The 16,035-nt window shown below is 73.0% G+C and carries 2 protein-coding genes and 1 pseudogene; all 3 read left to right on the plus strand.

Going from position 1 to position 16,035, the window contains the following annotated elements; genetic code table 11:
* A partial coding sequence (locus ACIPUC_RS37105) for a type I polyketide synthase (RefSeq protein ID WP_446594846.1) occupies positions 1–1,960 on the plus strand: 1,960 nt, incomplete at its 5' end.
* Between the two features lie 36 nt (positions 1,961–1,996).
* Positions 1,997–12,817, plus strand: coding sequence for a type I polyketide synthase (locus ACIPUC_RS37110; RefSeq protein WP_446594848.1), 10,821 nt, complete (start codon positions 1,997–1,999; stop codon positions 12,815–12,817).
* Positions 12,818–12,952: 135 nt separating this feature from the next.
* Positions 12,953–16,035: pseudogene (locus ACIPUC_RS37115) on the plus strand (type I polyketide synthase); the annotation flags it as partial.

Consider the following 16,035-nt stretch of genomic DNA (forward strand, 5'->3'; position numbering starts at 1 on the left):
GGGTGCTTCGGCCCTGCGGGTGCGGCTGGTACCGGCCGGTCCGGATGCGCTGTCGGTGGAGGCTGCCGACGCGACCGGTGGCCCGGTCCTGACGGTGGACTCGGTGGTGTCCCGTCCGGTGTCCGTCAAGGAGCTGGAGACGGTGGCGGACACGGCGGTCGCCAACTCGCTGTACGGCGTGGAGTGGACCGAGCTGGCCCCGGCTGACGTTGCGGAGCCCTCTCCCTGGTGGGTGCCGGTGACCACGGCCGACGACGTGGCGGCCCTGGCCGAGAGCGCCGACGTTCCGGCGGTGGCGCTGCTGGAAGCGGTCGGCGGCGACGGTGAGGACGCGGTACTGGGGGTCACCTCCCGAGTGCTGGAGGTCCTCCAGGCCTGGCTGGCCGGAACCGGACTGGAGGAGTCGCAGCTGGTCGTGGTGACCCGTGGCGCGGTTCCCGCCGGTGACGGCGTGGTCAGCGACCCGGCCGGTTCGGCGGTATGGGGTCTGGTGCGCGCCGCGCAGGTCGAGAACCCCGGCCGGATCGTCCTGCTCGACACCGACCCCGCTGCCGAAGGCAATCTGGAGCTCGTACTGAGTTCGGTGCTGGCCTGCGGCGAGCCGCAGATCGCGGTACGCGGAACGGCCCTCTCCGTCCCCCGGCTCGTCCGGGTCACCGGCGAGGTCCCGGACGACTCCGCGGTGTTCGGGCCGGAAGGCACGGTCCTGATCACGGGCGGTACCGGCACCCTGGGTGCTCTGGTGGCCCGTCACCTCGTCACCCGGCACGGCGTACGCAGTCTCGTACTCGCCGGCCGGCAGGGTCCGGATGCCGAGGGCGCGCAGGAACTGGTCGCCGAACTCACCGAACAGGGTGCGGTCGTGTCGGTCGCGGCGTGTGACGTCTCCGAACGCGGCCAGGTCGAGGCCCTGCTGGCCTCGGTCCCGGCCGAGCACCGGCTGACCGGTGTGATCCACACCGCGGGCGTGTTCGATGACGGCGTGATCGGGGCGCTGACCCCTGAGCAGCTGCAGACGGCATTCGCGCCGAAGGTGAACGCGGTGCAGCACCTCGACGAGCTGACCCGGAGCCTGGACCTCGACGCCTTCATCGTGTTCTCGTCCGCCGCCTCGCTCATGGGCTCGGCCGGACAGGGCAACTACGCGGCGGCGAACGCCTTCCTCGACGGACTGATGGACCGCCGTCGGGCGGCGGGCCTGCCCGGACAGTCGCTGGCCTGGGGCCAGTGGCAGCAGACCACCGGCCAGGGGGGTCTGCGGCTGGCGGCGGCGGAAGGCACGGAGCTCTTCGATGCCGCTGTCGCGACCGGCCAGGCGCTGCTGGTGCCGATCAAGCTGGACCTGCGGAAGCTGCGCACCCAGGCCGCGGCCGGCGGGGAACTCCCCCACCTGCTGCGCGGCCTGGTACGGGCGGGCCGGCAGGTCGCGCGGGCGGCCACCGCCACGGACGGCGGGCTGATCCGTCGCCTGGCCGGGCTCACCGCGGCAGAACAGGAAGAACTGCTTCTCGATCTGGTGCGTGCTCAGGCCGCGGTCGTGCTCGGGCACGCCGGGCCGGACGGTGTCGGGGCGGAGACGGCGTTCAAGGAAGCGGGATTCGATTCGCTCACTTCGGTGGCCCTGCGCAACGGGCTGTGCGAGGCGACCGGTCTGAAGCTTCCGGCCACGCTGATCTTCGACTATCCGACGCCGCTGGCACTCGCCCGCCACCTGCACCACGAATTGCTCCCGGACAGCGACGCGAATGACATGGCAGTGGACGAGGAACGGCTGCGGAACGCACTCGCATCCCTCCCGCTGGCCCGGTTCCGGGAAGCCGGATTGATGGATGCCCTGGTCAAGCTGGTCGCCCTCGGCGACGGCGATCTGGAAATCGGCGCAACGGACGAGGCCGACGAGGAAAGGGCGATCGCCGAGCTGGGTGTCGATGACCTCGTTCACATGGCGCTCGGCGACTGAAAATCCTTCGAAACCGCTAATGATTGGGGCAGTTAAGTGAGTGCGTCGTATGAAAAGGTCGTCGAGGCCCTAAGGAAGTCGCTCGAAGAAGTCGGTTCGCTGAAGAAGCAGAACCGCCAGCTCCTCGGCGCTTCCCGCGAGCCGATAGCGATCGTGGGAATGGCGTGCCGTTTGCCGGGGGGCGTGGCGGGGCCGGAGGACTTGTGGCGGTTGGTGTCCGAGGGCCAGGACGCGGTGTCGTCCTTCCCCGAGGACCGCGGCTGGGACCTGGAGGGCCTGTTCGACGAGGATCCCGACAACGCGGGTACCTCGTACACCAGCAAGGGCGGCTTCCTCCACGAGGCACCGCAGTTCGACGCGGGGTTCTTCGGGATCTCGCCGCGCGAGGCGCTGGCGATGGACCCGCAGCAGCGGCTGCTGCTGGAGGCCTCCTGGGAGGCGCTGGAGGCCGCCGGCATCGACCCGGTCTCGCTGAAGGGCACCGATGTCGGGGTGTTCTCCGGAACGTCCACTCAGGGCTACGGGGCCGGCGCGGACGCGCCGGAGGCCGAGGGTTTCGCGGTCACGGGCACGCTGTCGAGCGTGGCGTCCGGCCGCGTGTCGTACGTGCTCGGCCTCGAGGGCCCGGCCGTCACCGTCGACACCGCCTGTTCGTCCTCGCTGGTCGCGATGCACCTGGCGGCGCAGGCGCTGCGGCAGGGCGAGTGCTCGATGGCACTCGCCGGCGGCGCGACGGTGATGGCGACGCCCGGCGCCTTCGTGGAGTTCTCCCGGCAGCGCGGCCTGGCCGCCGACGGGCGCTGCAAAGCGTTCTCCTCGTCGGCCGACGGCACCGGCTGGGCCGAGGGCGCCGGTGTGGTGGTGCTGGAGCGGCTGTCGGTGGCGCGTGAGCGCGGGCACCGGGTGCTGGCGGTGCTGCGCGGCAGCGCCGTGAACCAGGACGGCGCGTCGAACGGCCTGACCGCCCCGAACGGTCCCGCGCAGCAGCGGGTGATCCGCAAGGCGCTGGCCGGCGCCGGACTCTCCCCGTCCGACGTGGACGCGGTGGAGGCGCACGGAACGGGTACGACCCTGGGCGACCCCATCGAGGCGCAGGCCCTGCTCGCCACCTACGGCCGGGACCGGGACCCCCAGCAGCCGCTGTGGCTGGGCTCCCTGAAGTCGAACCTCGGTCACACGCAGGCGGCTGCCGGTGTGGCCGGTGTCATCAAGATGGTGCAGGCGCTGCGGCACGGAGTACTGCCCGCGACCCTGCACGTGGACGCGCCCACCCCCCAGGTGGACTGGTCCGCCGGTGCGGTGGAGCTGCTGACCGAGGCGCGGGAGTGGCCGCAGAACGGCCGCCCGCGCCGGGCCGGCGTGTCCGCCTTCGGCGTCAGCGGGACGAACGCGCACCTGATCCTGGAGGAGGCGCCGCCGGAGGAGGCCGCGCCCGTCTCGGCGGAGCAGGCGCCTGCGGGTGTCGTGCCGCTGGTGGTGTCGGCGCGCAGCGCCGCCTCCCTGGCGGGTCAGGCCGGGCGGCTGGCCGCGTTCGTCGAGAACTCCGCCGACAAGGTTTCGCTGGCGGACGTGGCCGGCGCACTGGTCTCCGACCGTGCGCTGCTGACCGACCGCGCGGTGGTGCTCGCGGGTTCGAACGAAGAGGCACTGGCCGGGCTGCAGGCGCTGGCGCGCGGCGAGAACGCGCCCGGTGTGGTGTCCGGCAGCGCGGCCGGCTCGAGCAAGCCGGGCAAGGTCGTGTGGGTGTTCCCGGGTCAGGGCTCGCAGTGGGCGGGCATGGGCCGTGAACTCCTCGACTCCTCGCCGGTCTTCGCCGAGCGGATCGCCGAATGCGCGGCCGCTCTGGAGCCGTGGACCGACTGGTCGCTGATCGACGTACTGCGCGGCGAGACTCCTCCCGAGCTGATGGAGCGGGTCGACGTCCTGCAGCCGGCCAGCTTCGCCGTGATGGTCGGTCTGGCCGCGGTGTGGCAGTCCGTGGGCGTCGAGCCCGATGCGGTGCTCGGTCACTCGCAGGGTGAGATCGCCGCCGCGTGCGTCTCGGGTGGGCTCTCGCTCGCGGATGCGGCGCGTGTCGTGGCGCTGCGCAGCCAGGCCATCGCCAAGGACCTGGCCGGGCGTGGCGGTATGGCCTCGGTCGCGCTGAGCGCCGACGAGGCGGTCGCGCGGATCCAGCCGTGGGCGGATCGTGTGGAGGTCGCCGCGGTCAACGGCCCGTCCTCCGTGGTCATCGCCGGTGACGCCGAGGCGCTGGACGAGGCCCTGGAGGCCCTGTCCGGCGAAGGTGTCCGCGTGCGACGCGTTGCGGTGGACTACGCCTCGCACACCCGGCACGTGGAGGACATCCGCGACGCGCTCGCCGAGACGCTCGCCGGGATCGAGGCGCAGGCGCCCAAGGTTCCGTTCTACTCGACCGTCACCGGCAGCTGGGTGAAGGACGCAGGCGTCCTCGACGGCGATTACTGGTACCGGAACCTGCGCGGCCAGGTCGGCTTCGGCCCGGGCGTTGCGGACCTTCTGGCCCAGGGCCATGGCGTGTTCGTCGAGGTCAGTGCCCATCCGGTGCTGGTCCAGCCGATCACCGAGACCGTCGACACCACCGGCAGCGATGCCCTGGTGACGGGCTCGCTGCGGCGCGAGGACGGCGGTCCGCGCCGACTCCTCGCCTCGATGGCCGAGCTGTTCGTGCGGGGTATCGCGCTCGACTGGAACGGTGCCCTGCCGCAGCCGGCGGGATCCCGGCGGGTGGACCTGCCGACGTACGCCTTCGACCACCAGCACTACTGGCTCAAGCCGGGAGAATCGGCCACGGACGCCGCCTCGCTGGGCCAGGCGACGGCCGATCACCCGCTCCTGGGTGCGGTCGTTCGCCTGCCGCAGTCGGACGGGCTGGTCTTCACCTCGCGGCTGTCGCTGCGGACGCACCCCTGGCTGGCCGACCACGCGATCGGCGGCGTGGTGCTCCTTCCGGGCACCGGGCTGCTGGAGCTCGCGGTACGCGCCGGCGACGAGGCCGGGTGCGGTGTCCTCGAGGAGCTGGTGATCGAGGCACCGCTGGTCGTTCCCCAGCACGGCGGCATACGCGTCCAGGTCGCCGTCGGCGGTCCGGCTGTTAACGGCTCGCGCACGGTGGAGGTCTACTCCCAGCGCGAGGACGTGGCCGACGAGGGCGGCGCGGACGCCTGGACGCGGCACGCCACCGGCATGCTGGCCGCCGCGCCCGCACAGGGGACGGGGCAGACGTTCGACTTCGCCGCGTGGCCGCCGCCGGGTGCGCAGCCCGTCGAGGTCGGGGACTTCTACGCCGGTCTGGCCGAGAGCGGTTTCGGCTACGGTCCGGCGTTCCAGGGTCTGCGGGCGGTGTGGCGCCGCGGCGAGGAGGTCTTCGCCGAGGTCGCCCTGCCCGAGGAGCAGCGCAAGGAGGCCGCCAGGTACGGCCTCCACCCGGCGCTGCTGGACGCGGCCCTGCAGGCCGGCACCTTCGTCACGCGGGCGGGCACGGCCGAGGAGGAAGCCGGGGAGGCGGTGCTGGCGTTCGCCTGGAACGGCCTCGTCCTGCACGCCGCCGGTGCCTCGGCCCTGCGGGTACGAGTCGCCCCGGTCGGCCCGGACGCGCTGTCGGTCGAGGCCGCCGACGCGACCGGCGGCCTCGTGGTGACGATGGACTCCCTGGTGTCCCGGCCGGTGTCCGCCGAGCAGTTGGAGACGGCGGCGGACACGATGGTCGCCGACTCGCTGTTCGGGGTGGAGTGGACCGAGCTGTCCACGGCCGAAGGGTCGGAGCCCTCACCGCGGTGGGTGCCGGTGGCCACGGCTGACGACGTCGCGGCCCTGGCCGAGAACGCCGGAGCGCCGGCGGTCGCGGTCCTGGAAGCGCTCGGCGGTGACGCCGAGGACGCCGTACTGGCCCTGTCCTCCCACGTGCTGGAGATCCTGCAGGCGTGGCTCACCGCCAGCGAGCTGGAGGAGTCGCAGCTGGTCGTGATGACCCGCGGCGCGGTTCCCGCCGGTGACGGCATGGTGAGCGACCCGGCCGGAGCGGCGGTATGGGGCCTGGTGCGTGCAGCCCAGGCCGAGAACCCCGACCGGATCGTCCTGCTCGACGCCGACCCCGCTGCCGAAGGCGATGCGGAGCCGGTGCTGGGCGCGGTGCTGGCCTGCGGCGAGCCGCAGGTCGCCGTACGCGGGACGACCCTCACCGTGCCCCGGCTCGTCCGGGCCGGCGGTGAGGTCCCGGACGTCCCCGCGGTGTTCCGGCCGGACGGCACGGTCCTGGTCACCGGCGGTACCGGCGCCCTGGGTGCTCTCGTCGCCCGTCACCTGGTCACCCGGCACGGGGTGCGGCACCTGGTGCTGGCCAGCCGTCGGGGTACGGACGCCGGCGGTGCCCAGGAGCTGGTCGCCGAACTCACCGAACAAGGTGCCGCGGTGACGGTGGCGGCGTGTGACGTGTCCGACCGCGGCCAGGTCGAGGCCCTGCTGGCCTCGATTCCGGCCGAGCACCGGCTGACCGGTGTGATCCACACCGCGGGCGTCTTCGATGACGGCGTGATCGGGGCGCTGACCCCGGAGCGGCTGGCCGGCGTGTTCGCTCCGAAGGTGGACGCGGTACGCCACCTCGACGAGCTGACCCGCGGCCTGGACCTCGACGCCTTCATCGTCTACTCGTCCGTCGCAGGAGTGTTCGGAGGTGGCGCCCAGGGCAACTACGCGGCGGCGAACGCCTTCCTCGACGGACTGATGGCCGACCGCTGGGCGGCGGGCCTGCCGGGCATCTCGCTCGCCTGGGGCCTGTGGGAGCGGACCCTCGGCATGGCCGCCCACCTCGGCGACGTCGACCAGGCCCGGGCGAGCCGCAGTGGCGTGCTGGAGATCACGGCGGCCGAGGGCATGGACCTCTTCGACGCCGGCCTGCACGCGGACCGGGCGCTGCTGGTGCCGATCAAGCTGGACCTGCGGACGCTGCGCAGCCAGGCCGGAGCCGGCGGGGGAGTCCCGCACCTGCTCCGGGGCCTGGTACGGGCGGGCCGGCAGGTCGCGCGGGCGGCCTCCGCCACGGACGGCGGGCTGGCCGGTCGCCTGGCCGGGCTCACCTCGGCAGAACAGGACGCACTGCTGCTCGAGGTGGTACGTGCGCAGGCCGCGGTCGTACTCGGCCACGCCGGGCCGGAGGGCGTCCGGCCGGAGATGGCGTTCAAGGACGTCGGCTTCGACTCGCTCACCTCGGTGGAACTGCGCAACCGCCTCCGTGAGGCGACCGGTCTCAAGCTTCCCGCCACGCTGGTCTTCGACTACCCCACCCCGCTGGCCCTCGCCCGCTACCTGCGCGAGGAGTTCGGTGACGTGGCTCCCGTGCCGGTGGCACCCGCGGCCGTGGCGGCCGATGCGGGTGAACCGCTCGCGATCGTCGGGATGGCCTGCCGCCTGCCGGGTGGCGTGGCCGGGCCGGAGGACTTGTGGCGGCTGGTGTCCGAGGGCCGGGACGCGGTGTCGTCCTTCCCCGAGGACCGCGGCTGGGACCTGGAGGGCCTCTTCGACGCGGACCCCGACAGCGCGGGCACCTCGTACACCAGCAAGGGCGGGTTCCTCCACGAGGCGGGGCTCTTCGACGCCGGCTTCTTCGGGATCTCGCCGCGTGAGGCCCTCGCCATGGACCCCCAGCAGCGGCTGCTGCTGGAGACGTCCTGGGAGGCGCTGGAAGGCGCCGGAATCGACCCGAACTCACTGAAGGGCACCGACGTCGGGGTGTTCTCCGGAGTGTCCGGCCAGGGCTACGGGGTCGGTGCGGACGCGCCGGAACTGGAGGGCTTCGCGGTCACCGGGTCGGTGTCGAGCGTGGCGTCCGGCCGGGTGTCGTACGTGCTGGGCCTCGAGGGCCCGGCGGTCACCGTCGACACCGCGTGCTCGTCCTCGCTCGTGGCCATGCATCTGGCGGCGCAGGCGCTGCGGCAGGGCGAGTGCTCGATGGCGCTCGCCGGAGGCGCGATGGTCATGGCATCGCCCGGCGGCTTCACGGCGTTCTCCCGCCAGCGGGGCCTCGCCTCCGATGGGCGGTGCAAGGCGTACGCGGACGGCGCGGACGGCACGGTGCTGTCCGAGGGCGTCGGCGTGGTGCTGCTGGAGCGGCTGTCGGTGGCGCGCGAGCGCGGCCACCGGGTGCTGGCGGTGCTGCGCGGCAGCGCCGTGAACCAGGACGGTGCTTCCAACGGTCTGACGGCGCCGAACGGTCCCTCGCAGCAGCGGGTGATCCGCAAGGCACTGGACAGCGCCGGGCTTTCCCCGGCCGATGTGGACGTGGTGGAAGGCCACGGAACCGGTACGGCTCTGGGCGACCCGATCGAGGCGCAGGCCCTGCTGGCGACCTACGGGCGGAACCGCAATCCGGAGCAGCCGCTGTGGCTGGGCTCGTTGAAGTCGAACATCGGCCACTCGCAGGCCGCGGCCGGCGTGGCCGGTGTGATCAAGATGGTGCAGGCGCTGCGACACGGCGTCATGCCCCCGACGCTGCACGCTGAGGAGCCCACGACCCAGGTGGACTGGTCGGAGGGCGCCATCGAACTGCTCACCGAGGCCCGGCAGTGGCCGCAGAACGGCCGCCCGCGCCGGGCCGGTGTGTCCTCGTTCGGCATCAGCGGGACGAACGCACACCTGATCCTCGAAGAGGCGCCCGGGGAAGCGGTGTCGGCTGCCGAAGCGACGCAGCCGCCCCGGGCGGCCGCCGGCGTGCTGCCGCTGGTGGTGTCGGCGCGCAGCGCCGCCTCCCTGGCGGGTCAGGCCGAGCGGCTGGCGGCGTTCGTCGAGAACACCGACGGGGTGTCGCTCGCGGGTGTCGCCGGGGCACTGGTGTCCGACCGGGCGGTCTTCGGCGAGCGCGCGGTCATCCTGGCCGACTCGACCGAGGAAGCCCTGCCGGGGCTGCGGGCACTGGCCCGGGGCGAGAGCGCGGCCGGTGTCGTGACCGGCAGCACGGGTTCTGGTGCGCCCGGCAAGGTCGTATGGGTGTTCCCGGGCCAGGGTTCGCAGTGGGCGGGCATGGGCCGCGAACTCCTCGAGTCCTCCCCGGTCTTCGCCGAGCGGATCGCCGAATGCGCGGCCGCTCTGGAGCCGTGGACCGACTGGTCGCTGATGGCGGTGCTGCGCGGCGAGACCGCTCCCGAGCTGATGGAGCGGGTCGACGTCCTGCAGCCGGCGAGCTTCGCGGTGATGGTCGGTCTGGCGGCGGTGTGGCAGTCCGTGGGCGTCGAGCCCGACGCGGTGCTGGGTCACTCGCAGGGTGAGATCGCGGCCGCTTGTGTGGCCGGGGCGCTGTCCCTGCAGGACGCGGCGCGGGTGGTGGCGCTGCGCAGCCAGGCCATCGCCAAGGACCTGGCCGGGCGTGGCGGTATGGCCTCGGTCGCGCTGAGCGAGGCTGACGCGGTCGCGCGGATCCAGCCGTGGGCTGACCGGGTGGAGGTCGCCGCGGTCAACGGCCCGTCGTCGGTGGTCATTGCCGGTGACGCGGAGGCGTTGGACGAGGCGCTGGAGGCCCTGTCCGGCGAAGGTGTCCGGGTCCGTCGCGTTGCGGTGGACTACGCCTCGCACACCCGGCACGTGGAGGACATCCGCGACGCCCTCGCCGAGGCGCTCGCCGGGATCGATGCCCAGGCGCCGAAGGTGCCGTTCTACTCGACCGTCACCGGCACCTGGATCGAGGACGCAGGCGTACTCGACGGCGATTACTGGTACCGGAACCTGCGCGGCCAGGTGGGCTTCGGCCCGGCCGTCGCCGGCCTCCTCGAGCAGGGCCACGGCGTGTTCGTCGAGGTCAGCGCCCACCCGGTGCTGGTCCAGCCGATCACCGAGAGCGTCGACGACCGTCACGCCGATGTGGTGGTGACCGGGTCGCTGCGGCGTGAGGACGGCGGTCTGCGCCGACTCCTCGTCTCGATGGCCGAGCTGTTCGTCCGCGGTGTGGCCGTGGACTGGAACGGTGTCCTGCCGCAGCCGGCGGTACGGGTGGAGCTGCCGACGTACGCCTTCGACCACCAGCACTACTGGCTCCAGCCGGGCGAGTCGGCCACCGACGCGGCCTCGCTGGGCCTGGCCGGAGCCGATCACCCGCTCCTGGGTGCGGTCGTTCGCCTACCGCAGTCGGACGGGCTGGTCTTCACCTCCCGGCTGTCGCTGCGGTCGCACCCCTGGCTGGCCGACCACGCGATCGGCGGCGTGGTGCTCCTTCCGGGCACCGGGCTGCTGGAGCTGGCCGTTCGGGCCGGTGACGAGGCCGGGTGCGGTGTGCTGGAAGAGCTCGTGATCGAGGCACCGCTGGTGGTGCCCGAGCAGGGCGGCGTACGCGTCCAGGTCGCGGTCGGCGGTCCGGGTGCGAACGGCTCGCGCACGGTGGAGGTCTACTCCCAGCGCGAGGACGCCGCTGATGAGGGTGGCGCGGACGTGTGGACGCGGCACGCCACGGGTCAGCTGTCGGCGTCGGTTCAGGCGCGTGGCACCGGGTTCGACTTCACCGCCTGGCCGCCGGCCGGTGCGCAGCCGGTCGAGGTCGGAAACCTATACGCCGACCTGGCCGAGAGCGGATTCGACTACGGTCCCGCCTTCCAGGGCGTGCAAGCGGTGTGGCGACGCGGCGAGGAGGTCTTCGCCGAGGTCGCCCTGCCCGAGGAGCACCGCAAGGAGGCCGCCGCGTTCGGCATCCACCCCGCCCTGCTGGACGCGGCCCTGCAGGCCGGCACCGCCGGTACTGCGGCGGGCGCGGCGGACGATGAACCCCGCGGCGCGGTGTTGGCGTTCGCGTGGAACGGCCTCGTCCTGCACGCCGCCGGTGCCTCGGCCCTGCGGGTACGGGTCGCCCCGGCCGGCCCGGACGCGCTGTCGGTCGAGGCCGCCGACGCGACCGGCGCCCTCGTGGTGACGATGGACTCGCTCGTGTCCCGGCCCGTGTCCGTGGAGCAGTTGGATGCCGCCGCGGACGAGAGCCGCTCCTCCATGTTCGGCGTGGAGTGGACCGAGCTGCCCCCGGCCACCGGGGTGGACCCTGCGCCCTGGTGGGTGCCGGTGGCCACGGCGGACGACGTCGCGGCCCTGGCCGACGACGTGGCATCGGGCCGCGGAGTTCCGGCGGCAGCGGTGCTGGACGCGGTCGGCGGCGACACCGAGGACGCCGTACTGGCCTTGTCCTCCCACGTACTGGAGGTCGTCCAGGCGTGGCTGGCCGGGACCGGGCTGGAGGAGTCGCGGCTGGTGGTCGCGACCCGGGGCGCGGTGCCCGCCGGTGACGGTGCGGTGAGCGACCCGGCCGGTTCGGCGGTGTGGGGTCTGGTCCGTGCCGCCCAGTCGGAGAACCCCGACCGGATCGTCCTGGTCGACGCCGACCCGGCCTCCGGTGACGGAGTGGAATCCGTTCTGGGTGAGGTGCTGGCCGGCGGCGAGCCGCAGATCGCGGTGCGCGGAACCACCCTCACCGTCCCCCGGCTCGTCCGGGTCACCGGTCAGGAGCCGGACGGTTCCGCTGTGTTCGGGCCGGAAGGCACGGTCCTGGTCTCGGGTGGCGGCTCGCTGGGTGCCCTGGCTGCGCGTCACCTGGTCACCCGGCAGGGCGTCCGGCATCTGATGCTGGCCAGCCGCCGGGGTCCGGACGCCGAGGGCGTGGCGGAACTCGTCGCCGAACTCACCGAACGGGGCGCCGCGGTGTCGGTGGCGGCCTGTGACGTGTCCGACCGCGGCCAGGTCGAGGCCCTGCTGGCCTCGATTCCGGCCGAGCACCGCCTGACCGGTGTGATCCACACCGCCGGTGTGTTCGACGCAGGCGTGATCGGGGCGCTGACCCCGGAGCGGCTGGCGGCGGTGTACGCGCCGAAGGTCAACGCGGTGCAGCACCTCGACGAACTGACCCGCGATATGGACCTCGACGCCTTCATCGTCTACTCCTCCGCGTCGTCTGTCTTTATGGGAGCTGGTAGTGGCGGATACGCCGCAGCGAATGCTTTCCTGGACGGGTTGATGGCGCACCGTCGGGCCGCCGGCCTGCCGGGTCTCTCGCTGGCCTGGGGCCCGTGGCAGACGGCCACCAACCTGGGGGACACCATCGACGACCTCACCAAGGCTCAGATGAGCCGGCGTGAGGGACGCGGGGGAATCACGGCGCTCAAGGCCGCCGAGGGCATGGAGCTCTTCGGTGCGGCCCTGGGGTCCGGTCAGGCGCTGCTGGTGCCGGTCAAGCTGGACCTGCGGGCCGCGCGTGCGGACGCGGCGGCCAGTGGCGGGGTTCCGCACCTGCTGCGCGGCCTGGTGCGAGCCGGCCGCCAGCAGGCGCAGGCGGTCGCCGCAGGCGACGACCGTCGGCAGCTGTCCGACCGGCTTGCCGGGCTCGGTGCGGCAGAGCAGGAGGCGCTGCTTCTTGACCTGGTCCGTGCCCAGATCGCGGTCGTGCTCGGGCATGCCGGGCTGGAGGGGGTCCGGGCGGAGACGGCGTTCAAGGACGCCGGGTTCGACTCGCTCACCTCGGTGGAACTGCGCAACCGGATGCGTGAGGCGACCGGCCTGAAGCTTCCGGCCACGCTGGTCTTCGACTACCCCACCCCGCTGGCCCTCGCCCGACACCTGTGCGACGAGCTCGCGGTCGACCAGGCGTCTCCCGCCGATTCGGTGCTGGCCGGTCTCGCCGGTCTGGACGCGGCCATCCAGTCCGCGGCCTCCGATGCGGAGGCCCGCGACCGGATCGCCGTACGCCTGCGGGAACTGCTGAAGGCAGCCGAAGCGGCAGGCGGCCCCGCCGGGGCCGCGGGAACCGCGGACGCGTCCGACCAGGACCTCGAAACCGCCAGCGACGAGGACCTGTTCGCGATCTTCGACCAGCTCGACTGAGCCGGACCGTACGGCCGGGCCCGGGTGGGCCCGGCCGTACCGCCCGCATGACGGTGCGGGCCCCCACCACCCACAGCAACGCACACATCGATTTCCTGGGAGCTGAATTCAGTGGCTGACGAGGTACAACTCCGCGACTACCTCAAGAGGGCCATCGCCGACGCCCGCGATGCCCGCAAGCGGCTGCGCGAGGTCGAGGACCAGGCGCGGGAGCCCATCGCCATCGTCTCCATGGCGTGCCGGTACCCCGGTGGTGTGTCCTCGCCCGAGGACCTGTGGAAGCTGGTGGTCGACGGACGCGACAGCGTCTCCGAGTTCCCCGACAACCGTCACTGGGATCTGGAGGCGTTGATCGACCCGGATCCCGACAGCGCGGGCACCTCGTACACCAGCCAGGGCGGATTCGTCCACGAGGCGGGGCTCTTCGACGCGGGGTTCTTCGGGATCTCGCCGCGCGAGGCCCTGGCGATGGACCCGCAGCAGCGGCTGCTGCTGGAGACTTCCTGGGAGGCGCTGGAAGGCGCCGGAATCGACCCCCTCTCGCTGAAGGGCACCGACGTCGGAGTGTTCTCCGGGGTGTCCAACCAGGGCTACGGGACCGGCGGCGGTTCGGTCGCACCGGAGCTGGAGGCCTTCGCGGGCGCCGCGACGGCGTCGAGTGTGGCGTCGGGCCGTGTGTCCTACGTATTCGGTTTCGAGGGCCCCGCGGTGTCGGTGGACACCGGGTGTTCTTCGTCGCTGGTCGCCATGCACCTCGCCGCGCAGGCGCTGCGGCAGGGCGACTGCTCGTTGGCGCTGGCCGGCGGTGTGATGGTGATGGCGACGCCCGGCACCTTCATGGCGTTCTCCCGGCAGCGGGGCCTCGCCTCCGACGGGCGGTGCAAGGCGTACGCGGACGGCGCGGACGGCATGGGGCTGTCCGAGGGCGTCGGCGTGGTGCTCCTGGAGCGGCTGTCGGTGGCGCGGGAACGCGGACACCGGGTGCTGGCCGTGATGCGCGGCAGCGCGCTGAACCAGGACGGCGCGTCGAACGGCCTGACCGCGCCGAACGGTCCCGCGCAGCAGCGGGTGATCCGCAAGGCGCTGGCCAACGCCGGACTCTCCCCGTCCGACATCGACGCGGTGGAGGGTCACGGAACCGGTACGACCCTGGGCGACCCGATCGAGGCGCAGGCCCTGCTGGCCACGTACGGGCGGGACCGGGATCCCGAGCAGCCGTTGTGGCTGGGTTCGTCGAAGTCGAACCTCGGTCACACGCAGGCCGCCGCGGGTGTGGCCGGCGTGATCAAGATGGTGCAGGCGCTGCGGCACGGGGTGCTCCCGGCGACCCTGCACGTGGACGAGCCCTCGACGAAGGTGGACTGGTCGGAGGGCGCCATCGAGCTGCTCACCGAGGCCCGGGAGTGGCCGCAGAACGGCCGCCCGCGCCGGGCCGGTGTGTCCTCGTTCGGCATCAGCGGGACGAACGCACATCTGATCCTCGAAGAGGCGCCCGAGGAGCCGGAGGCGGCCGCCGAAGAGGCGGAGCAGTCCCGGGCGGCCGCCGGCGTGCTGCCGCTGGTGGTGTCGGCGCGCAGCGCCGCCTCCCTGGCCGGTCAGGCCGAGCGGCTGGCCGCGTTCGTCGAAGGCGCCGATGAGGTGTCGCTGGCGGACGTGGCCGGGGCACTGGTCTCGGAGCGCGCGGTCTTCGGAGACCGTGCGGTGGTCGTCGCCGGTTCGAGCGACGAGGCGTTGGCCGGGCTGGAGGCGCTGGCCCGGGGCGAGAACGCGGCCGGTGTCGTATCCGGCAGCACGGGTTCTGGTGTGCCGGGCAAGGTCGTGTGGGTGTTCCCGGGTCAGGGCTCGCAGTGGGCGGGCATGGGCCGTGAACTGCTCGACTCCTCGCCCGTCTTCGCCGAGCGGATCGCGGAGTGCGCTGCCGCGCTCGAGCCGTGGACGGACTGGTCGCTGATGGCGGTGCTGCGGGGTGAGACCGAGCCCGAGCTGATGGAGCGGGTCGATGTCCTGCAGCCGGCGAGCTTTGCGGTGATGGTGGGTCTGGCGGCGGTGTGGGAATCGGTCGGGGTCAGGGCCGATGCGGTGCTGGGTCACTCGCAGGGTGAGATCGCGGCCGCGTGCGTCTCGGGTGCGCTGTCGCTGGAGGATGCGGCGCGGGTGGTGGCGCTGCGCAGCCAGGCGATTGCCAAGGACTTGGCCGGGCGTGGCGGTATGGCGTCGGTTGCGCTGAGCGAGGCTGACGCGGTCGCGCGGATCCAGCCGTGGGCGGATCGTGTGGAGGTTGCCGCGGTCAACGGGCCGTCCTCCGTGGTCATCGCCGGTGACGCCGAGGCGCTGGACGAGGCGCTGGAGGCCCTGTCCGGCGAAGGTGTCCGGGTCCGGCGGGTCGCGGTGGACTATGCCTCGCACACCCGGCACGTGGAGGACATCCGCGAGGCGCTCGCCGAGACGCTCGCCGGGATCGAGGCGCAGGCGCCGAAGGTGCCGTTCTACTCGACCGTCACCGGCAGCTGGGTGAAGGACGCAGGCGTCCTCGACGGCGATTACTGGTACCGCAATCTGCGCGGCCAGGTCGGCTTCGGCCCGGCCGTCGCCGGCCTCCTCGAGCAGGGCCACGGCGTGTTCGTCGAGGTCAGCGCCCATCCGGTGCTGGTCCAGCCGATCACCGAGACCGTCGACACCACCGGCACCGATGCCCTGGTGACGGGCTCGCTGCGGCGCGAGGACGGCGGTCTGCGACGGCTGATGGCCTCGATGGCCGAGCTGTTCGTCCGAGGAGTGGCCGTGGACTGGAACGGTGTCCTGCCGCGGACGTCGGCACGTGTGGACCTGCCGACCTACGCCTTCGACCACCAGCACTACTGGCTCAAGCCGGGAGAATCGGCCACCGACGCGGCCTCGCTGGGACTGGCCGCGGCCGATCACCCGCTGCTGGGCGCGGCGGTGCAGCTGCCGCAGTCCGACGGGCTGCTCCTCACCTCGCGGCTGTCGCTGCGGACGCACCCCTGGCTGGCCGATCACGCGATCAGCGGTGCAGTGATCGTCCCCGCCGCGGTGTACGTCGATCTCGCGGTGCGCGCCGGCGATGAGTTCGGTTACGGCGTGCTGGAAGAGCTGGTGATCGAGTCGCCGCTGGTGGTGCCCGAGCAGGGCGGGGTGCGTGTCCAGGTCGCGGTGGGTGGTCCGGGTGAGTCCGGCTCGCGGACGGTGGAGGTGTACTC

The sequence above is a fragment of the Streptomyces sp. LARHCF249 genome, from assembly GCF_052871255.1.